Below are 24,075 nucleotides of genomic sequence, written 5' to 3' on the forward strand. Positions count from 1 at the left end.
GCGCGCGGCAATCAAGGCCGCGCGCCGCCGTCATCACGCTTGCTGATAGGCTTCGATGGAAGGGCAGGCACACACCAGGTTGCGGTCGCCGAAAACGTTGTCGACCCGGCCAACCGGTGGCCAGTACTTGTTTTCCAGCAAGGTCGGCAGCGGGTAGACCGCCTGCTCGCGGCTGTAGGCGTGAGTCCATTCGCCGACCAGCTCGGCGGCCGTGTGCGGCGCGTTCTTCAATGGGTTGTCGTCGCGGTCCAGAAGGCCTTCCTCGACTGCGCGGATCTCTTCGCGGATCTGGATCATGGCGTTGCAGAAGCGGTCGAGTTCTTCCATCGATTCGCTTTCGGTCGGCTCGATCATCAGGGTACCCGCCACCGGGAACGACATGGTCGGTGCGTGGAAGCCGAAGTCGATCAGACGCTTGGCAACGTCGTCGACGCTGATGCCGCTGCTGTCCTTGAGCGGGCGCACGTCGAGGATGCACTCGTGGGCCACCAGGCCGTTGCTGCCGGCGTAGAGGATCGGGTAGTGCTGCTCCAGGCGCCGGGCGATGTAGTTGGCGTTGAGGATGGCCACCTGGGAGGCGCGCTTGAGGCCGTCGCCGCCCATCATGCGGATGTACATCCAGGTGATCGGCAGGATGCTGGCGCTGCCGAACGGCGCTGCGCAGACAGCGCCTTCCTTGCGTTCCAGCGCAGCATGGCCGGGCAGGAACGGGGCCAGGTGCGCTTTCACGCCGATTGGGCCGACACCCGGGCCGCCACCGCCATGGGGAATGCAGAAGGTCTTGTGCAGGTTCAGGTGGGAGACATCGCCGCCGAACTTGCCCGGTGCGCACAGGCCGACCATGGCGTTCATGTTGGCGCCATCGATGTACACCTGGCCGCCATGGTCATGAATGATCGCGCAGATCTCGCGGATGCCTTCCTCGAACACGCCGTGGGTAGACGGGTAGGTAATCATCAAGGCCGCCAGCTTGTCGCTGTGCTCGATGGCTTTGGCGCGCAGGTCCTCGATATCGACGTTGCCACGTGCGTCACACGCGGTGACCACTACACGCATCCCGGCCATGTGCGCGGTCGCTGGGTTGGTGCCGTGGGCCGAAGATGGAATCAGGCAGATGTCGCGATGCTCGTCGCCACGGCTCTGGTGATAGGCGCGAATGGCCAGCAGCCCGGCGTATTCACCCTGGGAACCGGCATTGGGCTGCAGGGACACGGAATCGTAACCTGTGGCGGCGCACAGCATGCTTTCCAGCTCGTCGGTCAGCAGCTGATAGCCCTTGCTCTGCGCAGCCGGTGCGAAAGGGTGCAACTGGCCGAACTCGGCCCAGGTCACCGGGATCATCTCGCTGGCGGCATTGAGCTTCATGGTGCAGGAGCCCAGCGGGATCATGGTGCGATCCAGGGCCAGGTCCTTGTCGGCCAGGCGGCGCAGGTAGCGCATCAGCTCGGTTTCCGAGTGATAGCGGTTGAAGACCGGGTGTTGCAGGATCGCCGACTCACGCAACAGTGACTTGGGCAGCTGATCGGTGACTTCGTCGGCCAGGGTCTGGAATACCACCTGGGTGCTTTCGCTGTGGAACAGCGCGAACAGCGCTTCCACATCGGCCTGCCGGGTGGTCTCGTCCAGCGAGATACCCACGCGCTGGGCGTCGACTTCGCGCAGGTTGATACCGGCCGCGCGGGCTTGCTCGTGCAGGCGCTCGGTCGCGGCGCCGGTGGCGAGGGTCAAAGTGTCGAAGAAATGCTGCTGCTCGACGCGCACGCCCAACTGGGTCAGGCCACGTGCCAGGATGGCGGTGAGCTGGTGGGTGCGCCGGGCGATCTGGATCAAGCCGGCCGGGCCGTGGTAGACGGCGTACATGCTGGCGATGTTGGCCAGCAGGACCTGGGCCGTGCAGATGTTGCTGGTGGCCTTCTCGCGGCGGATATGCTGCTCGCGGGTCTGCATGGCCAAGCGCAGGGCGCTCTTGCCGTGGCGGTCCACCGAGACACCGACCAGACGGCCGGGCATGTCGCGCTTGAAGCTGTCGCGCGTAGAAAAATACGCCGCGTGTGGACCGCCAAAACCCAGTGGCACGCCGAAACGCTGGGCGCTGCCGATGGCCACGTCGGCGCCGAACTCGCCCGGCGGGCTGAGCAGGGTCAAGGCCAGCAGGTCGGCGGCCACGGCCACCAGTGCGTTGCCGGCGTGGAAGCGCTCGACCAGCTCACGGTAATCGAAAATGTCGCCGTTGCTGGCGGGATACTGCAGCAGAGCCCCGAAGAAACCATCGGTGTCGGCCAACTCGTGCTCGTCGCCGACGACCACCTCGATGCCTAGGGGCTCGGCGCGGGTGATCAGCACGGCCAGGGTCTGCGGATGGCAGTGGCTGGAAGCGAAGAAGCGCTGGCTGCTCTTGTTCTTGCTCAGGCGTTTGCAGAAGGTCATGGCTTCGGCGGCAGCGGTGGCCTCATCCAGCAGCGAAGCATTGGCAATCGGCAGGCCGGTCAGGTCGCTGATCAGGGTCTGGAAGTTCAGCAGCGCTTCCAGGCGGCCCTGGGAGATTTCAGGCTGATACGGCGTGTAGGCCGTGTACCACGCTGGGTTCTCCAGCAGGTTGCGCAGGATCGGCGCCGGCGTGTGGGTGTTGTAATAGCCCTGTCCGATGTAGTACTTGAACAGCTGGTTCTGCTGGGCAATGGCCTTGATTGCAGCCAAAGCGTCGGCTTCGCTTTGCCCGGCAGACAGGCCAAGCACGCTGGTGCCCTTGATGCTTTCGGGTATGACGCTGGCGCTCAGCGCATCCAGGCTGTCGAACCCCAGAAAGTCGAGCATGGCTTGCTCATCTACCGGGCCAGGGCCGATGTGGCGAGCGATGAATTCGTTGTCGGTATGCAGTGCAATGGCGCGAGTCATGGTCGGTCCTCAGCCTTGGGCGGCGATCAGGTTGTCGTAGGCGGGCTGGTCGAGCAAGGCGCGAACCTGTTCGAGGTCATCGGGGATGAAACGGAAGAACCAGCCCTGTGCCAGCGGGTCCTGGTTGACCAGCTCCGGGGCGGCGTCGAGCGCTGCGTTGACTTCGACGATCTCGCCGTCGAGCGGCATGTTGATGCTGCTGGCAGCCTTCACCGATTCCAGCACCGAAACCTCGGCATCGCGCGCGTGGCGGGCCAGTTCGGGCAACTGCACGAACACCACGTCGCCCAAGGCGTTCTGGGCGAAAGGGGTGATGCCGACTGTGACGCTGCCGTCGGCCTCGAGGCGCAGCCATTCGTGTTCGACGGTGAAACGCAACTCGCTCATGGAAACTCCGCAATGATTTGGGGTTCAGCAATGGCGGTTACTTAGCAAGATGGCTGCCAGATTTCCCAAAGCCACAGGTTGCAAGGGCTTCAGGCAGATAACCCAAATTCAGAAGCGAAGTGACTGTAACGAAAACGCTACGAACTACCCTAGCCCGTTCATCGGGATTGCTCCTGTAGCAGCGGCGCAAGCCGCGTCGGCGGCAAACGTGGTCTGTCGAATGCACCTCGGCACGCCCGGACGCGGCTTGCGCCGCTGCTACAGGTGCCCAATTGATGATGGTGTATTGGATTGCGTACGATGTATTGAAATCGATACAGTGCAGATCGTGTGACGCGTCAGGATGCGCTACCAATGCCGTATTTGCGTAGCCGGTTGGCAATGGCCGTATGTGATGTCTGCAGTCGACTCGCTAACTGGCGACTGGAGGGATAGCTGGGATACAGCTTTTCCAACAGCGCTTTTTCATAGGCGCCCACTGCCTGCTCCAGACTGACCACCTCGCCGTCGTTGCGGTGGGGCACGCGGGTACCGGCGATGTCCAGATCGGCGATATCCACCGTATTGCTTTCGCAAACCGCAGCCGCGCGAAAGATCACGTTCTGCAGTTGACGGACATTGCCCGGCCAACGATTGCCCAGCAAGGCAGGATAGGTATTGGCCGTCAGTCGGCACATCGGTCGCTGAATCTGGGTGCAGGCCTGTTGCATGAAGTAACGTGCCAGCAGCAGGATGTCTTCGCCGCGCTCGCGCAGCGGAGGCACATTCAAGTTGAGCACGTTGAGGCGGTAGAACAGGTCTTCCCGAAACGCCCCTTCTGCCACCATCTGCTCGAGATTGCGGTGGGTGGCGCTGAGGATGCGCACGTTGACCTTGACCTCACGGTCGCCGCCAACGCGACGGAAACTGCCGTCGTTGAGAAAACGCAGCAGCTTGGCCTGCAGATACGGCGACATTTCACCGATCTCGTCGAGGAACACCGTGCCTTGGTGCGCCAGCTCCATCAGCCCCGGCTTGCCGCCACGCTGGGCGCCCGTGAAGGCGCCGGGGGCGTAGCCGAACAGCTCGCTCTCGGCGAGGTTCTCCGGTAGCGCGGCGCAGTTGAGGGCCAGGAACGGCGCGCCGTGGCGTGCGCTGACAGCATGGCAGGCACGTGCCACCAGTTCCTTGCCGGTGCCGGTTTCGCCCTGGATCAGCAGGGGTGCATCCAGGGCCGCGACCCGCTGCGCCCGCGCCTTGAGCGCCCGGATGGGTGCGGAATCACCCAGCAGCGAGTCGAATCCCTCGGCATGGTCGTGGTGCAGGGCGGCCAGGCGCTCGCCCATGCGGTTGGGCGGGTAGAGTGTCAGCAAGGCGCCAGCGTCGGTGATCGGAGTGGCATCGAGCAACAGCGTCTGGCCATTCAGGTTGACCTCGCGCAGTGGCAGGCGGAACCCCTGTTCCAGCAATGCACCGAGCAGAGCAGGGTCGGCGAACAGGTCGGCCACCGACTGCCCAGCCGGCTCGCGGCCATACAGCTCGACCAAGGCCGGGTTGGCCAGCAGAACATTGCCGGCACTGTCCAGCGCCAGTACCGGATCGGCCATGGCAGCCAGCAAGGCTTCGAGTTGCAAGTGCCGGCGCTGTCCCGGAAGAATGTCGACCACACGTACATCTTCCACGCCTCGCACCCGGAACAGTGCGTCGTGCAGCTCTTCCAGCACCAGCGGGCTGAGTGTCGGTGCATCGATGTAGACGTTGGGCGGGACCATCTCGACGGCATCGAGGTTGAGATTGCGGGCACCGAGCAGGGCCAGCACTTCCTGGGTGATACCGACACGGTCGATGAAGCTGACGTGGATACGCATGGGGCTCGAGCATTCTGGACAGCGGAGAAGGGCAGTATGCCCTGCCATGGCGCAAAGCTGTAGCGCCGGCGCGGCGGTTCAGCGCTGTGGGGAGATGCGTTCGGGGCGTGACCAGATCCACAGGTTGACCAGCACCATGCCGGCGATGGCCGCGTACACCGGCCAATGCTGCTTGAGGGTGAACCACATCACCAGCGAGCAGATCACCATGCTGGCGGTTGCACTGACCTTGGCCCGGCGAGTGATCACCTTGCCATTGCGCCAGTTATGCAGCATGGGGCCGAACAGCTTGTGGTTTTCCAGCCAGGCGCTCAGCCGTGGCGAGCTTTTGGTCGCCGCCCAGGCGGCCAGCAGGATGAACTCGGTGGTGGGCAACCCCGGCACCACGATGGCGATCAGCCCGATGATCAGGCTGGTATAGGCCAGCAGGCCGTAAAGCACGCGGGCCAGCTTTGAGGGGAGCGGGCGAGGGTTGTCCATGAGTTCCATACAGTCGGGTTTCAAGCCGACGCCGTTTCCCTGTGATCGGCGTAGGTGTGTTGCAGCAGCACCTGCAAGCGTGCGAACGCGTCGTTGGCTGCCTGGTCAGCTTCGGCTTCTTCTCCCGCGCTGAAAGGCAGGGCATCGAATATCGCGTTGAAGGCTTTCCAGCCTTTGCCACGTCCGCCTTCGGGTTCGGCCAGATGGCGCGCACCGAAACTTTCGGTGTAGCCCAAGGCATTGGCCCGCTTGATCAGGATTGCGGCGCCGAGTTTAGACCCTTCGGAGACGCGAAGCCAGGTAAGCGCCGTAGCTCGGCTGGGCTCACTGAGGGCGCCCGGGACGGGTTGCGGAATGGCCACGCCAAGGTCGATCAGGTCGGCCTTGGCAGCCTCGGCGCGGCAACGCCCGGGGAGGTCGGGGAACAAGGCGATCAGGGCGGGATCGTTGTACAGGGGCTGCAGCTCGGACTGGAACAGGTACTGCATCTGCAGAAAACGCGCATAGCTTTCCGGCGTATCGAAGGGTGCGTAACGGGCCACGGTGTTTTCCAGGCTGTCATGCAGCGTCTGGCTGATCGCGCGCAAGCGAGCGGAGCGCAGTGGGGCCTGGTCCTGAGGGTGCTCGGTAACGGTCATTGCGAGTTCCTTGAAAAATACGGTGCTGTGTAGACAAGACGAGTCAACCGACAGCGGACCGTAAAAAAATCCTACCGCAGGGGCAGCGGTTGTCTGCCCCTACAGTGCCATTATCAGATGTCCCAAACCAGATTGATCGCGAAATTACGACCGGGAGCCGTGAGACGGTCGAGGTTGGCGGGGGATGTCACCGCCGCTTCGCCCACCCCGTCATAACTGCGTACGTCGTCCCATAGCCAGTATTTCTTGTCGGTGAGGTTGTACAGGCCGGCGTTGACGGTGACGTCGTCGGTGACCTTGTAGTAACCGGCCAGGTCGAGGATGCCGAAGCCAGGCGTTTTGAACACCCCGCTGCCGTCCGGCGACTTGAACGCGCTGCTGTCCACCCGGTTCTGGCGCTTGACCAGCGTCCAACTGAGCAGACCACCGTACTGCTGCTGCTCGTAACCCAGGCCGAAGACACCCTTGAGCGGATTGACGCTGTTGATCGGCTGGCCGTTGTCCTGGTTCTTGCCATGGGCGTACGCGATGGAGCCTTGGCTGTAGAGACCTTGCGGCGCACCGAAGCTGTCCAGGTTCAAGCGGCCCTTGAGCTCGACGCCCTTGATGGTGGCATGCTTGATGTTGTTGCTCTGGAACACCGCAGAGGTCGCCCCGGGGCTGACCGCATCCTCGTTGATGAAGTCGCGGTACTGATTGTAGAACACCGCAATATCGAAGGTGCCTGCCTCGAATTTGCCGCGCAGACCAGTTTCATAGCTTCTGCTTTTTTCGGGCTCAAGGTCCGGATTGGGCTGGACCGTATAACCTGCGTCAAGGTTTTCGAAGCGGCCGTACAGCGCTTTGGCCGAGGGCGTGCGGAACCCTTCGGCGTACTGCCCATACCAGGTGTAGTGGTCATCGAAGTCGTAGGTCACGCCCATCGTGGGTGATAGCCGGTGCCAGTTCCGATCGCTGTCGGTCACGGTGTACTTGCCTTCGGGATTGACCGTGCGCAGGAACTCGTCGGTCAGGCGGGGCTTGAGCTGGGTGTAGTCATAGCGGGCGCTGGGTCGCAAGGTCCACTGGTTCCAGCGGATCTCGTCCTGAGCGAACAGGCTGTAGGTGTTGATGGTCGGGTCGGGGAAATCGCTGGATTTGACGAGGCGATCGGGCGAACTGTCGGCGCCGATGGCTCGGCAACTGCCCAGCACGGACAGGCAGGTCCCGTAGCCGCTGCGCGAGCCGGTGACTTTCTGCTGGCGGATATGGGTGCCGTAGGTCAGCAGGTGATCGGTTTCACCCACCTGGAAGGCCTTGTCCAGCTGCAGGTCGAACACCCACTGGCGCTCTTTGTACAAGGTGTCACGCGCTCGCAGCACATCGCGTGCGCGCGGGACGAGATAGTGCTCTTCGGTGTGCTGGTCGGTCTTGGCGATCTGGTAGTTCAGGCTCCACTTGATGTGATCGGCCACGACGCTGTCCAGGCCGAAGTTATGGTTCAAGCCGAAGCGCTCGCGGGTGATCGTGTCATTACCCCCACGCGATCGATAGAAATTCAGCGGGCTGCCATTGGCATACGGGCCGCCATAGGCGCTTTTCAGGTCGACATCACGGTCGTCCTTGTACTTTTCATAGGTGAGCCCGAACCGAGCGTCATCAGCGTAGTTCCAGCCCAGCTTGGCCAGCACATTGGTGGAGCGCACATCCTTGGGGTCGGCGGCGGTGCGGCTCAGGCCGGTACTGTTGTGATCACCATGGGACTCGGTTTCGTGCCCGTTGCGCTGGCTCAAATGCAACAGGGCGTCGAAGTCGCCCGTACGGCCGGCCACGGTGGCGGAGTTCAGCCAGCTTTCGTCTGCCGAGCTGTAGCCAGTCTTTAGCCGCGCACCGACATCCTTGCCGGGCTTGATGATGTCTTCCGGGTCCAGTGTGTAATAGCTGACCACCCCACCGATGGCACTGCTGCCGTACAGCGACGACGCCGGCCCACGCAGGATTTCCACGCGCTTGACGATTTCCGGGTCGACGTAATTGCGCTCGGTTTGCGCATAGGGGCCGTTAAAGAAGCTGTTCGGCACTTCAACGCCATCGACCTGGGTGAGGATACGATCGCCATCGATGCCGCGAATGTTGTAGCCGGTGATGCCACTGCGCAGTCCGGTGCCGCCTGCGGAAACGCCGGGTTCGTAACGCACCAGATCTTGAATGCCATTGACATTGTCGCGGTCCAGCTGCGTGCGGCCTTGGGCGGTAATGGTGCTCGGTACGCTGTCGGCGCTTTGTTCCTGGCGGGTGGCGCTGACGGTCATCTGCTGCAAGGCGATCACCGCACCCGGTGGACTGCGCTCGAGCACGATATTGTTGGCACTGATTTTCCGATAGCGCAATTGTGTGCCGGCGAGCAGCCGATCCAGTGCCTGTTCCGGCGTCATGCTGCCGCGTACGCCGGGTGAAGTGACGTTCTGGGCAAGTTCGGCAGGCAGCCCGACTTGCCAGCCGGTTGTAGTGCTGAAGCCATTCAGGGCCGACGCCAAGGGCTGCTGGGCGATGCTGAAGGCGTGATCGACGCTGTTGCGGGCGCTTGTCAGGGTGGGCTCAGCTGCACTGCCTACGGCTGGCAGTGTGGCCAGCAGCAGGGCGGCGGTAAGCACCGAGTAGTGAAACTGTGGACGAGTGAAACCTTTGGACATCGAAAGCGCTCCCTGTCGCGTGTCATTATAGTTCTAACGATTCGAATGAGAATCAGTTGCATTGGCTATAACTAGACGGATCGGGAAGCGGCAGAGCGTAAAAATAGTTCTGTCAGGTGTCGGTTGGGCGCAATGCCATGTTCTTCAGTTCAAGATGACCAGCGCCGGAAACTCCCGCACCTGTGCCGACGTCACTTGGGCCAACGAGCGAACCACATCGAGCGGATTGTCCAGGCGGTAATTGCCAGTCACCGCCACCTGCTCGAGCTTCTTGTCGGTATTGATGATCCACCCTGGGTAATAGCGCCGCAGTTCGGCGAGCACCTCGCCCATGGGGCGATTCTCGAAGATCAACCGGCCCTGGACCCAGGCCAGATCCTTCTGCGGATCAAGCCGCTCGCGCGTGCCGAAGCCCTTGGGGCCGATGCGGATGCTGTCGCCGGCGTTCAGACGGACCTTCTCGTCATGGCTGGCACTGAGCTCGACGTTGCCTCGTTGCACGCGCACTTGCGCCTGGCCATCGTGGTAGCTGACGGCGAAGGCGCTGTCGAGCACATCGGCGCGGACCGGTCCGGCTTGCACCTGCAGGGGTTGCTGGCGGCTCGGAGGCACTTCGAAAAACGCTTCGCCTTCATAGAGGCGCGCCTGGCGTTGCCGGCTATCGACGCGGCTCGAGAAGGCCGATTCGGTGTTGAGCAATACCTTGGAACCGTCTTGCAGTTCCAGGTGCTGGCGCTCGCCGACCTGGGTCAGGTGAGCGGCCTGCACGCGCAGCGGCAGATGGGTGAAGTTCAGTACCCCCACTACCAATACCGCTGCGGTGGCCAGCGATATCCACCGCCGACGCCAGGCTGTGGTTGTGCGCCGCGTTTGCAGCGTTACGGCGGCGTCGCGGACCGACGCGCCTTGCCACACTGCGCGGGCCTGCTCAAGCGCCGCGGCATGTTCGGGGTCGGCCAGCAGCCAGGCCTTGAATGCCCTCTGCTGGGCAGCGTCGGCGCAGGGCAGGGCGACCAACCAATCGATGGCTTGTTCCATGGCGGGCGTCAGTGGCGCCTGTTCTGGTGAATGCTGCCCTTTCACAGTTGTTCCTCCAGACGCTGCGCAACGCCGACACAGATCGCCATGATCAATTTCAACTCCTTTTGTACGGTGCTGGCCGAAACTTCCAGCTCTTCGGCGATCTCCATATAGCTACTGCCATGCACCCGGCTGAGTATGAAAATCCTCTGCTGGCGAGGCGTCAGCAGGCCGAGGCTGGCGGTCAATCTGGCCAGCAGGCGCTGCGCATGGGCGGCTTCATCCGGAGTGCTGGCCACTGTTGCAATGCTTTGTAGCACGTTGAGAGGCACGTCTTCGACCATCGTTCGCTCATACAGGCGACGGGAGCGTAGATAGTCGAGGGCAAGATTGCGCGCTGTCTGGAACACGAACGGCTCGAGATGTTCGATAGGTCGCTCGCCCACGGCACGGTTGACCCTCAGGTAGGTTTCCTGAAGCAGGTCTTCGGCGGTGCTGGGGTTGCGAACCATGCGCTGAAGGGTGCGCAGCAGGCTCAAGCGTTGCGAGATGAATACGGAAATGAAACGTGATTGACTCACGGAGGTACCCGACCAGAAAGCATCAGATGATAATAATTCTCATCTTTGTGCCCGGTCAAGCCGCAAGCTTTTCGAGAAATATCGCGGCTGGAGGTGGCATCGGCCACGTCCAGTCGCCATGGTTTTTACTTGGCGTTGATCAGCGCCAAACAGTTATCCAGCATGCGGTTCGAGAAGCCCCACTCGTTGTCGTACCAGGCCATGACCTTGACCAGCTTGCCGTTGACCTTGGTGTGGTTGGCATCGAAGATCGACGACAGCGGGTTGTGGTTGAAGTCGGTGGAAACCAGCGGCAGGGTGTTGTAGCCCAGTACCTTGGACTGCTCGGCAGCAGCCTGCATCAGTGCGTTGATCTCGTCGCGGCTGGCTTCGCGCGACAGGTTCAAGGTCAGGTCGACCAGCGATACGTTGATCACCGGTACGCGTACCGCCATGCCGGTCAGCTTGCCGGCCAGCTCGGGCAGCACCAGGCCCACCGCTTCGGCGGCGCCGGTCTTGCTGGGAATCATCGACTGGGTGGCCGAGCGCGCGCGGTAGGGGTCGCTGTGGTACACGTCGATCAGGTTCTGGTCGTTGGTGTAGGCATGGATCGTGGTCATCAGACCCTGTTCGATACCCAGCTCGCGGTGCAGCACCTGCGCCACCGGCGCCAAACAGTTGGTGGTGCACGAAGCGTTGGAGATCACTTCGTGGGACTGGCGCAGCACGTCATGGTTGACGCCATAGACCACGGTGGCGTCGGCGCCCTTGGCCGGTGCCGAAATGATCACCTTGCGCGCGCCGGCAGTCAGGTGCGCAGCGGCCTTTTCACGGTCGGTGAACAGACCGGTGCATTCGAAGACTACGTCGATGTTCTCGGCCTTCCACGGCAGCTCGGCCGGGTTGCGAATGGCACTCACCGAGATGCGATCGCCGTTGACCGTCAGGCCTTCCTTGTCGTGCTCCACCGTGCCGTCGAAGGTGCCATGCACCGTGTCGTACTTGAGCAGGTGGGCGTTGATCGCGCTGTCACCCAGGTCGTTGATGGCGACGACCTGCAGGTCCTGACGGTAGCCTTGGGTATAGAGTGCCCGCAGGACATTGCGGCCGATGCGGCCAAAACCGTTGATTGCTATGCGAATGGTCATGAGTGATTCCTGTAATCAGATTGGGTGATTCCCCTTGGATTAGGTCCGGGTAAGCAGGTCACGTAATCTGTTTTGTTGTTGGAATTACAAGATTATTCGCATAGAAATAGAAAACAAGCCTTTTTAGTGGCAATATTTTGTTCTATCTACAACGAGTGACCGGTACAACCCTTCCTTCACATCGATTCTGCCTGCAGGGCTTTGAGCCCTGGCACGGGTCGTAGTTCGGACAGAGTGTTGCAGAGGTCGCCCCCAAAGCCTGGAGTTCTTCACATGCATCCCCGCGTCCTTGAGGTCACCCAACGGCTGATCGCGCGTAGCCAAGCTACCCGCGAGCACTACCTGCAACTGATCGACAGCGCTGCCAGCGACGGCCCCATGCGGGGCAAGCTGCAGTGTGCGAACTTTGCCCACGGAGTAGCGGGGTGCGGCACCGAAGACAAGCACCAACTGCGCATGATGAATGCGACCAACATCGCAATTGTTTCGTCATATAACGACATGCTCTCGGCGCACCAGCCCTACGAGACCTACCCCGAGCAGCTCAAGCAGGCCCTGCGCGAGATCGGCTCGGTCGGGCAGTTCGCCGGCGGTGTGCCTGCCATGTGCGATGGGGTGACTCAGGGCGAGGCCGGCATGGAGCTGAGCCTGGCCAGCCGTGAAACCATCGCGCTGTCCACGGCCGTTGCGCTCTCGCACAACATGTTCGACGGCGCGCTGATGCTCGGCATCTGCGACAAGATCGTACCGGGCTTGATGATGGGCGCCCTGCGCTTTGGGCATCTGCCCATGATCTTCGTGCCCGGCGGGCCAATGCCCTCGGGTATCTCCAACAAGGAGAAGGCCGATGTCCGCCAGCGCTATGCCGAAGGCAAGGCCAGCCGTGAGGAATTGCTCGAATCGGAGATGAAGTCCTACCACAGCCCGGGCACCTGCACGTTCTATGGCACGGCCAACACCAACCAGCTGCTCATGGAGGTGCTGGGCCTGCACCTGCCGGGTGCCTCGTTCGTCAATCCCAATACCCCGCTGCGCGATGCGCTGACCCACGAAGCGGCCCATCAGGTCACACGCCTGACCAAGGCCAACGGCGAATTCACGCCCATCGGGCGCATCGTCGATGAAAAGTCGCTGGTCAATTCGATCGTCGCCCTGCACGCAACGGGCGGTTCGACCAACCACACCCTGCACATGCCGGCAATTGCCATGGCAGCGGGCATCATTCTGACCTGGCAAGACATGGCCGACCTCTCCGAGGTGGTGCCTACCCTGTCCAATGTCTATCCGAACGGCAAGGCCGACATCAACCATTTCCAGGCTGCCGGCGGCATGGCGTTCCTGATTCGCGAGCTGCTCGGTGCCGGCCTGCTGCACGAGGATGTCAACACGGTGGCCGGCCACGGCCTGAGCCGCTATACCCGCGAGCCGTTCCTGGAAGACGGCCGGCTGGTGTGGCGCGAAGGGCCCGAGGCGAGCCTCGACGAGAGCATCCTGCGTCCGGTGGCGCGTCCGTTCTCGGCCGAGGGCGGCTTGCGCGTGATGGAAGGCAACCTGGGCCGCGGCGTCATGAAGGTGTCTGCCGTCGCTCTGGAAAACCAGGTGGTCGAAGCACCGTGTCGCGTGTTCCAGGACCAGCAGGAGCTGGCCGATGCATTCAAGGCCGGCGAACTGGAAAAGGATTTCGTCGCCGTCATGCGCTTCCAGGGCCCGCGTTCCAACGGCATGCCGGAACTGCACAAGATGACACCGTTTCTCGGCGTTTTGCAGGATCGTGGCTTCAAGGTCGCGCTGGTCACCGACGGGCGCATGTCCGGCGCCTCCGGCAAGATCCCCGCGGCGATCCACGTCAGTCCCGAAGCGGCCAGTGGCGGACCGTTGGCCTTGGTGCGCGATGGCGATATCATCCGGGTCGACGGTGTCGAAGGTACCCTGCAGGTACGCGTCGATGCCCAGACGCTGGCCAGCCGCACCCCGGCGGTCGGCACCTTGGCCAATGGCGTAGGGTGCGGGCGTGAACTGTTCGGGTTCATGCGCCAAGCTTTCAGCTCGGCCGAGCAAGGCGCCAGTGCCTTCACCTCGGGTTTGGAGATTTTGCGATGACACTCGCCCTTATCGGCGACATAGGCGGCACCAACGCACGTTTCGCCATCTGGGAAAACGATGCATTGCATTCGGTCCGGGTCTTCCCCACGGCGGACTACACCAGCCCCGAGCACGCCATCGGCGTGTACATGGCCGACCTCAAGTTGCAGAAGGGTGATATCGGCGCCGCATGCCTGGCAGTGGCCGGCCCGGTGGACGGTGACGAATTTCGCTTCACCAACAGCCATTGGCGCCTGAGCCGCCAGGCGTTCTGCAAAAACCTGCAAGTCGAGCAGTTGCTGTTGATCAACGACTTCACGGCCATGGCCCTGGGCATGACACGCCTGCAGCCCGACGAGTACCAACTGGTGTGCGAAGGGCAGGCCGATCCGGCGCGTCCGGCCGTGGTCATCGGTCCGGGCACCGGGCTGGGCGTGGGGACGCTGATCGGCCAGCGCAATGGCTGGATGGCTTTGCCGGGCGAAGGTGGCCACGTCGATCTGCCCGTCGGCAGCCCGCGCGAAGCCCAACTGCGCGCGCACATCGAAGCGCAGATCGGCCATGTCAGTGCCGAAACCATCTTGAGCGGTGGCGGGTTGCTGCGGTTGTATCAAACTGTGTGCGAAGTGGACGGCCACGAACCTTCCTGCGCCTCGCCCGCAGAAGTCACCGAAGCAGGCATTGCCGGCGATCCCGTCGCCCGCGAAACCCTGGAGCAATTCTGCCGCTTCCTGGGTCGGGTGGCGGGTAACAACGTGCTGACCGTGGGCGGTCGCGGCGGCGTGTACATCGTCGGCGGGGTGATCCCGCGCTTCCTCGATATCTTCATGCAGAGCGGCTTCGCCGAGAGCTTCGCCGACAAGGGCTGCATGAGCGATTACTTCAAGGGCATCCCGGTCTGGGTGGTCACGGCCGAGTTCTCCGGGCTGCTCGGCGCTGGTGTGGCCTTGCAACAGGCGCAGGCTTGAGCGTTTAATCAGCCCTTGAAAAAAGCCGGGCGTATCGACCCGGCGATAACAACAAGGACGCCCACGTGAGCACTGTCGGCAAATCGATCCTGCTGGTCGATGACGATCAGGAAATCCGCGAACTGCTGGACACCTATCTCAGCCGCGCCGGCTTTGCCGTGCGCACCACGGCCGACGGCGCGGGCTTTCGCGAAGCCCTTGGCGCCGAGGTCGGCACCGACCTGGTGATTCTCGACGTCATGCTGCCCGACGAAGACGGCTTCAGCCTGTGCCGCTGGATTCGCCAGCATCCGCGCATGGCCCAGGTGCCGATCATCATGCTCACCGCCAGTTCCGATGAAGCGGACCGGGTGATCGGCCTTGAGCTAGGAGCCGACGACTACCTGGGCAAACCGTTCAGCCCACGCGAGCTGCAGGCGCGCATCAAGGCACTGCTGCGGCGCAGCCAGTTCGCCAGCGAGCGCAGCGGCGAGGTGCTCGGCTTCGACGATTGGCGGCTCGATACCGTGAGCCACCGGTTGTTTCACACCGATGGCGAGGAGGTGTTCCTGTCCGGTGCCGACTTCGCCTTGCTCAAGCTGTTCCTCGATCATCCCCAGCAGATTCTCGACCGCGACACCATCGGCAATGCCACCCGGGGGCGTGAACCCATGCCGCTGGATCGCATCGTCGACATGGCGGTCAGCCGCCTGCGCCAGCGCCTGCGCGACAACGACAAACCGCCGCGCCTGATCCGTACCGTACGCGGTAGCGGCTACCTGCTGGCGGCACACGTTGCGCCTGTTTAAGCCGCGTTCACTGCTGGGCCGCATGCTCTTGCTGACACTGTTGGCGGTGCTGCTGGCGCAGGGCTTGTCCAGCATCATCTGGCTGTCGCAGCTGCGCGCCACCCAGCTCGAGGGGCTGGTCACCAGCGCTCGCAGTCTGGCTCATTCGATGGCGGCCAGCGTCAGCTATTTCCGTTCCTTGCCGCTGGCCTATCGGCCGCTGGTCCTGGACCAGTTGCGCAGCATGGGCGGCACGCGTTTTTTCGTTTCGCTCAATGACAAGCCCCTGGGCATGCAACTGCTGGAACCCACTGCACGCAAGACGGCCGTGATCGATGCGGTCTCCGCAGTGCTGCGAACTCAACTGGGCAGCGACGTGGATATCTCGGTGACCTTCGTCAGCCCAGACGACCTGCGCATCTTCAACAGCGGCCTGAAGCTGGACGAACTGCCGCGTTCCTGGGCGCACTACGCCTTGACCCTGGAGCCGGTGAATCCGCCGGTGCTGGTCACCCAGATTCGCCTGGGGCCAACCGAATGGCTATACATCGCTTCGCTGTTGCCTGAGCCCTACACCACTCTCGAAGAGGAAGGTCTGCCGGCCCAGCAAATCTGGTTCATTGCGCTGACCAGCGGCTTTCTGCTGCTGTTCATCGGCGTGCTGGTGCATTGGCAGAGCCGACCCCTCAAACGCCTGGCCCGCGCTGCTCGTGAGTTGTCCCTGGGCGAGGTGAATAACGAGCCGCCCATGGACGGCGGCGGCAGCGAGGTGGTGGAAGTGGCACGGGCGCTGAATGCCATGCGCGAGCGCATCAGCCGCTACCTGACCGAACGCAGCCAGCTGTTCAGCGCAATCTCCCATGACTTGCGCACGCCCATCACGCGCCTGCGGCTGCGCGTCGAACTGCTCGACGATCCAGCCCTGGAAGCCAAATTCGGCCGCGACCTGGACGAGCTCGAACTACTGGTCAAGGGCGCGCTGCAATGCGTGAAGGACACCGACATCCACGAGAACATCGAGCGGGTCGATCTCGACCAGGTCCTCGACTGCCTGGTGGAACCCTACCTGGCGCCGCAAGGCAATGGCCGTGTGACCCTGCAAGGCAAGGCACGTCGGCCCTACGCCGGCAAGCCGCTGGCCATCAAGCGCTGCATCGGCAATTTGATCGACAACGCTCTCAAGTACGGCGACCGTGCGCACCTGTCCATCCATGACGACGCGCAGGCCTTTGTTCTCTATGTCGACGATGAAGGCCCCGGCGTGCCCGAGCAACGGCTGCAGAAAGTCTTCGAGCCCCACTTCCGTCTAGCCGGGACCCAACAGGGCTACGGGCTGGGCCTGGGCATCGCGCGCAACATCGCCCACAGCCATGGCGGCGAAGTGACGTTGCAGAATCTTCCGGCCGGTGGCTTGCGGGTGACATTGGTCTTGCCGCGCAAGACGGTGTGAGCGGTCCGCGTGTTTCTGCACACCGACTGGCCTGGCGATCATGAATGTCACCAGTCTGTGACATTTCCCTATCCCTTCGTTACCTGCACCCCACTTGGCGGTGTTTACACTCTCATGCAACGCAAGCGTCAGACTTGCCTCTGCATAACAACAAAAAAGGAAGTCCCATGAACAAGCTCTCTCGCCTCGCCCTCGTCGTTTCCTTCGCTTCCCTGTTCCCGCTCAGTGCCATGGCTGCCGATTCCAAAGGTTCGGTGGAAGTGGTCCATTGGTGGACGTCAGGCGGTGAAAAAGCGGCGGTCGACGTGCTCAAGGCGCAGGTCGAGAAAGATGGCTTCACCTGGAAGGACGGGGCTGTGGCCGGTGGCGGCGGTTCGACTGCCATGACCGTGCTCAAGAGTCGCGCCGTAGCCGGCAACCCGCCTGGTGTAGCCCAGATCAAAGGCCCGGACATCCAGGAATGGGCGTCGACCGGCCTGCTCGACACCGACGTGCTGAAAGACGTCGCCAAGTCGGAAAAGTGGGACAGTCTGCTCGACAAGAAAGTCTCCGATACCGTGAAGTACGACGGTGATTACGTCGCCGTGCCGGTGAACATTCACCGTGTGAACTGGCTTTGGATCAACCCGGAAGTGTTCAAGAAAGCCGGTATCACCAAGAACCCGACCACCCTCGAAGAATTCTACGCCGCAGGCGACAAGCTCAAGGCTGCGGGCTTCATTCCTCTGGCCCATGGCGGTCAGCCTTGGCAGGACAGCACCGTGTTCGAAGCGGTGGTGCTTTCGGTCATGGGTGTCGATGGTTACAAAAAGGCCCTGGTTGACCTGGACAACGCCGCGCTGACTGGCCCGGAAATGGTCAAGGCGTTGACCGAACTGAAGAAAGTCGCGACCTACATGGACGCCGACGGCAAAGGTCAGGACTGGAACCTGGAAGCGGCCAAAGTCATCAACGGCAAGGCCGGCATGCAGATCATGGGTGACTGGGCCAAGTCCGAATGGACCGCCGCCAAGAAAGTCGCTGGCAAGGACTACGAGTGCGTCGCCTTCCCGGGCACCGACAAAGCGTTCACCTACAACATCGACTCGCTGGCCGTGTTCAAGCAAAAGGACGCAGGCACTGCGGCCGGTCAACAGGACATCGCCAAAGTCGTGCTGGGTGAGAACTTCCAGAAAGTCTTCAGCATCAACAAAGGCTCGATCCCGGTTCGCAACGACATGTTGAACAACATGGAGCAACTGGGTTTCGATTCCTGCGCACAGACCGCTGCCAAGGACTTCCTGGCGGACGCCAAGTCCGGCGGCCTGCAACCGAGCATGGCACACAACATGGCGACCACGCTGGCCGTGCAAGGCGCGTTCTTCGATGTCGTGACCAACTACATCAACGACCCGAAAGCCGACCCGGCCGACACTGCCAAGAAACTCGGCGCAGCGGTCAAGTCTTCCAAATAAGCCGTAGCGGCAAGCTGCAAGTCAGAGCACTGCCCTGCTTATCTTGCAGCTTGAAACTTGTGGCTTGTAGCTGCCCTTTTCTTTTTCGATGGATTTCCCCATGAGCTCTGTTGCTGCATTCAGCAAAGCCTCGCCGTTCGATGCATTGCAACGCTGGCTGCCAAAACTGGTGCTGGCGCCGAGCATGTTCATCGTACTGGTGGGCTTCTATGGCTACATCCTGTGGACGTTCGTGCTGTCGTTCACCACGTCGACGTTCCTGCCGACTTACAAGTGGGCGGGCCTAGCGCAGTATGCGCGGTTGTTCGACAACGACCGCTGGTGGGTCGCGAGCAAGAACCTCGCCGTGTTCGGCGGCATGTTCATCGGCATCACGCTGGTGATCGGTGTGTTGCTGGCAGTGTTTCTCGACCAGCGCATCCGTCGCGAAGGCTTTATCCGCACCATTTACCTGTACCCGATGGCACTTTCGATGATCGTCACCGGTACCGCGTGGAAATGGCTGCTCAACCCGGGCATGGGCCTGGACAAATTGCTGCGTGACTGGGGCTGGCAAGGCTTCCGTCTCGATTGGCTGGTCGACCCCGACCGCGTTGTGTACTGCCTCGTGATCGCGGCGGTGTGGCAAGCCTCGGGCTTTATCATGGCGATGTTCCTCGCTGGCCTGCGTGGTGTCGATCAATCGATCATTCGTGCTGCGCAGATCGATGGCGCAAGCATGCCGACGATCTACTGGAAAGTGGTGCTGCCAAGTCTGCGTCCGGTGTTCTTCAGTGCGGTGATGATTCTGGCGCACATCGCGATCAAGAGTTTCGACCTGGTTGCGGCGATGACCGCCGGTGGTCCGGGTTATTCCTCCGACCTGCCGGCGATGTTCATGTATTCCTTCACCTTCAGTCGCGGCCAGATGGGCATGGGCTCGGCCAGTGCGATTCTGATGCTCGGTGCGATCCTCGCGATCATCGTGCCTTACCTGTATTCCGAGCTGAGGACCAAGCGCAATGACTGATCTCGCAGCCAAACCCGCCATCAGCCTGAGTCGCATCGCGATCTACGCAGTGCTGATCCTCGCCGTATTGCTTTATCTGGTGCCGCTGGTGGTCATGTTGCTGACCAGCTTCAAGACTCCGGAAGACATCAACACCGGCAACCTGCTGAGCTGGCCGACCGTGGTCAGCGGCATCGGCTGGGTCAAGGCCTGGGCCACGGTTGACGGGTATTTCTGGAACTCGATCAAGATCACCGTACCGGCCGTGATCATCTCTACCGCCATCGGGGCACTGAACGGCTACGTGCTGTCGATGTGGCGCTTCCGCGGTTCGCAGTTGTTCTTCGGTCTGCTGTTGTTCGGCTGCTTCCTGCCGTTCCAGACGGTGCTGCTGCCGGCCTCGTTCACGCTCGGCAAGATCGGGCTGGCGAGCACCACCACCGGCCTGGTGCTTGTCCACGTAGTTTACGGTCTGGCGTTCACCACGCTGTTTTTCCGTAACTACTACGTGAGCATTCCCGACGCGCTGGTAAAGGCCGCACGTCTGGACGGCGCGGGTTTCTTCACGATTTTCCGCCGCATTATTCTGCCGATGTCGACGCCGATCATCATGGTGTGCCTGATCTGGCAATTCACCCAGATCTGGAACGACTTCCTGTTCGGTGTGGTGTTCTCCAGCGGTGATTCGCAACCGATCACGGTGGCGCTGAACAACCTGGTCAACACCAGCACCGGCGCCAAGGAATACAACGTGGACATGGCGGCGGCGATGATCGCCGGTTTGCCGACCCTGCTGGTCTATGTGGTCGCAGGCAAGTATTTCGTGCGCGGGCTGACAGCCGGCGCAGTCAAGGGGTAATCATGGCTACGCTCGAACTTCGCAACGTCAACAAGACCTACGGTCCCGGCCTGCCGGACACGCTGAAGAACATCGAACTGTCGATCAAGGACGGGGAATTCCTGATCCTCGTCGGCCCGTCGGGATGCGGCAAGTCGACTCTGATGAACTGCATCGCCGGTCTGGAAAGCATCACCGGCGGCGCGATCATGATTGGTGATCAGGACGTCAGTGGCATGAGCCCGAAGGATCGTGACATCGCCATGGTGTTCCAGTCCTACGCGCTGTACCCGACCATGAGCGTGCGCGAGAACATCGAATTCGGCCTGAAGATCCGCAAGATGCCGCAGTCGGCGATCGACGAAGAAGTCGCGCGCGTGGCCAAGCTGCTGCAGATCGAACACCTGCTCAACCGCAAACCGGGTCAGCTCTCCGGTGGTCAGCAACAGCGTGTGGCGATGGGCCGTGCCCTGGCGCGTCGGCCGAAGATTTATCTGTTCGACGAACCGCTGTCCAACCTCGACGCCAAACTGCGCGTCGAGATGCGCACTGAAATGAAACTGATGCACCAGCGCCTGAAGACCACCACGGTCTACGTGACCCATGACCAGATCGAGGCCATGACCCTGGGCGACAAAGTGGCAGTCATGAAGGACGGCATCATTCAGCAGTTCGGTACGCCACAACAGATCTACAACGATCCGGCCAACCTGTTCGTGGCCAGCTTCATCGGTTCGCCGCCCATGAACTTCATTCCGCTGCGCCTGACCCGCCAGGAGGGCCGCCTGGTAGCGCTGCTCGACAGCGGCCAGGCGCGCTGCGAATTGCCGTTGGGCATCGCCGACGCGGGGTTGGAGGATCGCGAGATCATCCTCGGAATCCGCCCCGAGCAGATCGCCCTGGCCAGTGAGCAGGCCACGGACCTGCCGACCTTGCGCGCCGAAGTGCAGATCACCGAGCCGACCGGGCCAGACACGCTCGTGTTCGTCACGGTGAACCAGACCAAGGTCTGCTGCCGCTTGGCGCCGGACGCCGCGCCAGCGCCAGGCGCGACCTTGAACCTGTTGCTGGACCCCAGCAAGGTTCTGCTTTTCGATGCTGCCAGCGGCGAGCGCCTCGGCGCAACGCGATCCATGGCAGACGCTGCACCCTTGGGCAACGTGACCCAATTCAAAGGACGCTGAATAGCGATACCGGCGGGCGGCCTGTCGCCTGTCGTTGGCAAGACTGTACAACACGTCGATAACAATAAAAGAGGAAGAGGGATGAACAGCAGACTTATCAACACACCCAGACTGATCGGCCGATGGTCGATGCTTGGCGCCTTGAGTCTGGCCGGCAGCGTGCACGCCGCCGGCGCCTTCACCGAAGAGTCGCCATGGATGACCGGCGATTGGGGTGGGGCGCGTACCGAGTTGCTGGAAAAGGGCTACGACTTTTCGCTGGAGTACGTGGGGGAGGTAGGCAGCAATCTGGACGGTGGCTACAACGACGACACCACCGCACGCTACAGCGACCAGTTCGCCTTGGGCGTGAAGATGGACCTGGAAAAAATCCTGGGCTGGAAGGACGCCGAGTTCAAGCTGGCCATCACCGAGCGTAGCGGTCGCAACATTTCCAACGATCGAATTGGCGACCCGCGTGCTGGCACCCTGAGTTCCTCCCAGGAAGTATGGGGCAGGGGCCAGACCTGGCGTCTGACGCAGATGTGGTACAAACAGGGCTATTTCGACGACAAGCTCAACGTCAAGATCGGCCGCTTCGGCCCCGGCGAAGACTTCAACAGCTTCCCGTGCGACTTCCAGAACCTGGCGTTCTGCGGCTCGCAGGTCGGCAACTGGGTCGGCAATATCTGGTACAACTGGCCGGTCAGCCAGTGGGCCTTGCGCATCAAGTACAACATCACGCCTGAGGTGTATGCGCAGGTGGGGGTGTTCGAGCAGAACCCTTCGTACCTGGAAACCGGCAATGGCTTCAAGCTCAGCGGCAGTGGCACCAAGGGCATGATCCTGCCCGTCGAGCTGGTGTGGACGCCCAAGCTCAACGACCTGCCGGGCGAGTACCGCCTTGGCTACTACTACAGCACGGCCAAGGCCGACGACGTCTACGAAGACGACAACGGCCAGGCTGCTGCCATCTCTGGCGCCAGCTACAAGTCCCACAGCAGCAAGCACGGTGCCTGGGTCGTGGCCCAGCAGCAGCTGACCAGCCACAACGGCAGCGCTGCGCGTGGCCTGAGCATCTTCGCCAACGCCACCGTGCATGACAAGGACACCAACTTCGTCGACAACTACCAGCAGATCGGCCTGACCTACATGGGCCCTTTCGACGCGCGTCCCAAGGATGACATCGGCGTGGGCATCGCCCGCATCCACGTCAACGACGACGTACGCAAGAACCGTCGCCTGGTCAACGATCTGAACAATGTCGCCGACTACGACAACCCGTCGTACCTGCCGATCCAGGACACCGAGTACAACGCCGAGATCTACTACGGGTTCCACGTGACCAACTGGCTGACGGTACGGCCGAACGTGCAGTACATCAAGCATCCAGGTGGAGTTAACCAGGTGGACGATGCACTGGTGGCCGGCCTGAAGATCCAGTCCAAGTTCTGATTTGTGGTGTGCTCTTTACGGGCGACCCAGGTCGCCCGTTTTTTTACCCGGTGATGGGCTCACTGTAGGAGCGGTCATCGGCCGCGAAAGCTGCACCACGGTACGTCTGATACACCGCAGCGGGTTTTTCGCGGCCACTGACCGCTCCCACTCAGAATCACAATTGCCTTGTAGGAGCGGTCATCGGCCGCGAAAGCTGCACCACGGTACGTCTGATTCACCGCAGCGCAATTTTCGCGGCCACTGGCCGCTCCTACAGATCCGTATTCAGTCCAGCCCATCCCCCGCCGGATAGCGGCTGACGTTCAGGCTTTCCTTGATCTTGCGCAGGTGCGGCTGGAAATCCACGCCGCGCCGCAGCGTCATGCCCGTGGCCAGCACGTCGAGCACGGTCAGTTGCACGATGCGCGAGGTCATCGGCATGTAAATATCCGTGTCTTCGGGCAAGGGTATGTTCAGACTGACGCTGCTGGCCTTCGCCAAGGGTGAGCCTGCTGCGGTCAGGCCCAGTACCGAGGCGCCGTTCTCCCGCGCCAGGCGAGCCACCTCCACCAGTTCGCGGGTGCGCCCGGTGTAGGAAATGATCACGAACAGCTCACCGGTGTGGGCAACCGAGGCCAACATCCGCTGCATGAGGACATCGGCATGGGCCGACACCGCCAGGTTGAAGCGAAAGAACTTGTGCTGGGCATCAAGCGCCACTGGCGCCGACGCGCCGAGCCCGAAGAAATGGATTTGCCGCGCCTGGATCAGCATGTCCACCGCGCGGCTGACCAGGGCCGGATCGAGTTGCTGACAGGCGCTGTCCAGCGAGGCAATGGCACTGCCGAAAATCTTCTGGGTGTACGCCGCAGGATCGTCGTCGGCTTCCACCGCGCGACTGACATACGCCGCGCCGCTGGCCAGGCTCTGTGCCAGCTGCAGCTTGAGCTCGGGGTAGCCGCTCACGCCGAAGGAGCGGCAAAAGCGGTTCACTGTCGGCTCGCTGACCTTGGCGGCCTGCGCAAGGGCGGCAATACTGAAGCGGGTCGCCTGCTGCGGATTGAGCAGAATGATCTCGGCCACCTTGCGTTCGGCCTTGTTCAGCTCATCGAGGCGGCTCTGGATCTGTTCCAGAAGATTTCGCACACGGTCCATGGTATGTCCTTGGGTCTACTGCAGCGCCAGCGAGCACGTCTGGCCAAGCTGTCTTCACGGGTGGCTTATCCTACTGGTGGGCGCAGTGCGCCACCACCCGTATCTGCCTGAATGGGCAAATGTTGT

19 protein-coding genes are annotated in these 24,075 nt (G+C 62.1%); 9 read left to right on the plus strand and 10 right to left on the minus strand.

What is annotated here, in order from left to right; translation table 11 throughout:
* Window positions 1-33 precede the first annotated feature (33 nt).
* The 9 genes from gcvP to gap all read right to left on the minus strand — a co-directional run bounded on the left by gcvP (window position 34) and on the right by gap (window position 11,647).
* Complete coding sequence (gene gcvP, locus LT40_RS03165) at window positions 34-2,895, minus strand: aminomethyl-transferring glycine dehydrogenase (protein WP_043186388.1); 2,862 nt, start codon at window positions 2,893-2,895, stop codon at window positions 34-36.
* Window positions 2,896-2,904: 9 nt separating this feature from the next.
* On the minus strand, window positions 2,905-3,282 hold the full coding sequence (gcvH, locus tag LT40_RS03170; protein ID WP_043186391.1) for a glycine cleavage system protein GcvH: 378 nt from the start codon (window positions 3,280-3,282) through the stop codon (window positions 2,905-2,907).
* A gap of 338 nt (window positions 3,283-3,620) precedes the next feature.
* The gene (locus LT40_RS03175; RefSeq protein WP_043186394.1) at window positions 3,621-5,129 is read right to left on the minus strand and encodes a sigma-54-dependent transcriptional regulator; all 1,509 of its coding nucleotides are present in this window, start codon (window positions 5,127-5,129) and stop codon (window positions 3,621-3,623) included.
* A gap of 78 nt (window positions 5,130-5,207) precedes the next feature.
* Window positions 5,208-5,609 (minus strand): YbaN family protein, encoded by a 402-nt coding sequence (locus tag LT40_RS03180; protein ID WP_148308506.1) that lies wholly within the window; start codon window positions 5,607-5,609, stop codon window positions 5,208-5,210.
* A gap of 20 nt (window positions 5,610-5,629) precedes the next feature.
* On the minus strand, window positions 5,630-6,247 hold the full coding sequence (locus LT40_RS03185; protein WP_043186401.1) for a biliverdin-producing heme oxygenase: 618 nt from the start codon (window positions 6,245-6,247) through the stop codon (window positions 5,630-5,632).
* A 113-nt stretch (window positions 6,248-6,360) separates the two neighbouring features.
* Window positions 6,361-8,919 (minus strand): TonB-dependent receptor, encoded by a 2,559-nt coding sequence (locus tag LT40_RS03190; protein WP_043186406.1) that lies wholly within the window; start codon window positions 8,917-8,919, stop codon window positions 6,361-6,363.
* 144 nt (window positions 8,920-9,063) lie between these two features.
* Window positions 9,064-9,957 (minus strand): FecR family protein, encoded by an 894-nt coding sequence (locus LT40_RS03195; protein WP_043193267.1) that lies wholly within the window; start codon window positions 9,955-9,957, stop codon window positions 9,064-9,066.
* Window positions 9,958-9,998: 41 nt separating this feature from the next.
* Complete coding sequence (locus tag LT40_RS03200; RefSeq protein ID WP_043186409.1) at window positions 9,999-10,520, minus strand: RNA polymerase sigma factor; 522 nt, start codon at window positions 10,518-10,520, stop codon at window positions 9,999-10,001.
* Between the two features lie 125 nt (window positions 10,521-10,645).
* Complete coding sequence (gene gap / locus LT40_RS03205) at window positions 10,646-11,647, minus strand: type I glyceraldehyde-3-phosphate dehydrogenase (protein ID WP_043186412.1); 1,002 nt, start codon at window positions 11,645-11,647, stop codon at window positions 10,646-10,648.
* A gap of 273 nt (window positions 11,648-11,920) precedes the next feature.
* On the opposite strand from gap, the gene edd reads away from it, so the two are divergent.
* From edd to LT40_RS03250, 9 genes are all read left to right on the plus strand, one after another.
* The gene (edd, locus tag LT40_RS03210) at window positions 11,921-13,747 is read left to right on the plus strand and encodes a phosphogluconate dehydratase (protein ID WP_043186413.1); all 1,827 of its coding nucleotides are present in this window, start codon (window positions 11,921-11,923) and stop codon (window positions 13,745-13,747) included.
* A complete protein-coding gene (locus tag LT40_RS03215; RefSeq protein WP_043186415.1) occupies window positions 13,744-14,697 on the plus strand; it encodes a glucokinase in 954 nt (317 codons plus the stop codon). Before edd ends, LT40_RS03215 begins: the two co-directional genes overlap by 4 nt.
* Window positions 14,698-14,762: 65 nt before the next feature.
* On the plus strand, window positions 14,763-15,485 hold the full coding sequence (locus LT40_RS03220) for a response regulator (RefSeq protein ID WP_043186417.1): 723 nt from the start codon (window positions 14,763-14,765) through the stop codon (window positions 15,483-15,485).
* A 22-nt stretch (window positions 15,486-15,507) separates the two neighbouring features.
* Window positions 15,508-16,914, plus strand: coding sequence for a sensor histidine kinase (locus LT40_RS03225; protein ID WP_084139869.1), 1,407 nt, complete (start codon window positions 15,508-15,510; stop codon window positions 16,912-16,914).
* A 167-nt stretch (window positions 16,915-17,081) separates the two neighbouring features.
* Window positions 17,082-18,368, plus strand: coding sequence for an ABC transporter substrate-binding protein (locus tag LT40_RS03230; RefSeq protein WP_043186421.1), 1,287 nt, complete (start codon window positions 17,082-17,084; stop codon window positions 18,366-18,368).
* A gap of 100 nt (window positions 18,369-18,468) precedes the next feature.
* Window positions 18,469-19,377: a carbohydrate ABC transporter permease gene (locus tag LT40_RS03235; RefSeq protein ID WP_043186423.1), complete on the plus strand. Its 909-nt coding sequence runs from the start codon at window positions 18,469-18,471 to the stop codon at window positions 19,375-19,377.
* On the plus strand, window positions 19,370-20,215 hold the full coding sequence (locus tag LT40_RS03240; RefSeq protein ID WP_043186425.1) for a carbohydrate ABC transporter permease: 846 nt from the start codon (window positions 19,370-19,372) through the stop codon (window positions 20,213-20,215). Before LT40_RS03235 ends, LT40_RS03240 begins: the two co-directional genes overlap by 8 nt.
* Before the next feature lie 2 nt (window positions 20,216-20,217).
* Entirely contained in the window at window positions 20,218-21,378 is a 1,161-nt protein-coding gene (locus tag LT40_RS03245; protein ID WP_043186428.1) for an ABC transporter ATP-binding protein, read from the plus strand.
* A gap of 129 nt (window positions 21,379-21,507) precedes the next feature.
* Window positions 21,508-22,812 carry a carbohydrate porin gene (locus tag LT40_RS03250; RefSeq protein ID WP_237749309.1) on the plus strand — a complete coding sequence of 435 codons (1,305 nt, stop codon included), beginning with the start codon at window positions 21,508-21,510 and terminating at the stop codon, window positions 22,810-22,812.
* A gap of 267 nt (window positions 22,813-23,079) precedes the next feature.
* Here the strand turns inward: LT40_RS03250 and hexR are convergent, their stop codons facing one another.
* Window positions 23,080-23,940, minus strand: coding sequence for a DNA-binding transcriptional regulator HexR (gene hexR, locus LT40_RS03255; protein ID WP_177327977.1), 861 nt, complete (start codon window positions 23,938-23,940; stop codon window positions 23,080-23,082).
* Between the last annotated feature and the right edge of the window lie 135 nt (window positions 23,941-24,075).

The organism is Pseudomonas rhizosphaerae (genome assembly GCF_000761155.1).
In the GTDB taxonomy this organism is placed as follows: Bacteria; Pseudomonadota; Gammaproteobacteria; order Pseudomonadales; family Pseudomonadaceae; genus Aquipseudomonas; species Aquipseudomonas rhizosphaerae.

Excerpts from the sequence above, each read along its gene's own strand:
- gcvP (WP_043186388.1), bottom strand. The coding sequence starts at position 2,895 with ATGACTCGCGCCATTGCACTGCATACCGACAACGAATTCATCGCTCGC.
- gcvH (WP_043186391.1), bottom strand. The coding sequence starts at position 3,282 with ATGAGCGAGTTGCGTTTCACCGTCGAACACGAATGGCTGCGCCTCGAG.
- LT40_RS03175 (WP_043186394.1), bottom strand. The coding sequence starts at position 5,129 with ATGCGTATCCACGTCAGCTTCATCGACCGTGTCGGTATCACCCAGGAA.
- LT40_RS03180 (WP_148308506.1), bottom strand. The coding sequence starts at position 5,609 with ATGGACAACCCTCGCCCGCTCCCCTCAAAGCTGGCCCGCGTGCTTTAC.
- LT40_RS03185 (WP_043186401.1), bottom strand. The coding sequence starts at position 6,247 with ATGACCGTTACCGAGCACCCTCAGGACCAGGCCCCACTGCGCTCCGCT.
- LT40_RS03190 (WP_043186406.1), bottom strand. The coding sequence starts at position 8,919 with ATGTCCAAAGGTTTCACTCGTCCACAGTTTCACTACTCGGTGCTTACC.
- LT40_RS03195 (WP_043193267.1), bottom strand. The coding sequence starts at position 9,957 with ATGGAACAAGCCATCGATTGGTTGGTCGCCCTGCCCTGCGCCGACGCT.
- gap (WP_043186412.1), bottom strand. The coding sequence starts at position 11,647 with ATGACCATTCGCATAGCAATCAACGGTTTTGGCCGCATCGGCCGCAAT.
- edd (WP_043186413.1), top strand. The coding sequence starts at position 11,921 with ATGCATCCCCGCGTCCTTGAGGTCACCCAACGGCTGATCGCGCGTAGC.
- LT40_RS03215 (WP_043186415.1), top strand. The coding sequence starts at position 13,744 with ATGACACTCGCCCTTATCGGCGACATAGGCGGCACCAACGCACGTTTC.
- LT40_RS03225 (WP_084139869.1), top strand. The coding sequence starts at position 15,508 with ATGCTCTTGCTGACACTGTTGGCGGTGCTGCTGGCGCAGGGCTTGTCC.
- LT40_RS03230 (WP_043186421.1), top strand. The coding sequence starts at position 17,082 with ATGAACAAGCTCTCTCGCCTCGCCCTCGTCGTTTCCTTCGCTTCCCTG.
- LT40_RS03235 (WP_043186423.1), top strand. The coding sequence starts at position 18,469 with ATGAGCTCTGTTGCTGCATTCAGCAAAGCCTCGCCGTTCGATGCATTG.
- LT40_RS03240 (WP_043186425.1), top strand. The coding sequence starts at position 19,370 with ATGACTGATCTCGCAGCCAAACCCGCCATCAGCCTGAGTCGCATCGCG.
- LT40_RS03245 (WP_043186428.1), top strand. The coding sequence starts at position 20,218 with ATGGCTACGCTCGAACTTCGCAACGTCAACAAGACCTACGGTCCCGGC.
- LT40_RS03250 (WP_237749309.1), top strand. The coding sequence starts at position 21,508 with ATGCTTGGCGCCTTGAGTCTGGCCGGCAGCGTGCACGCCGCCGGCGCC.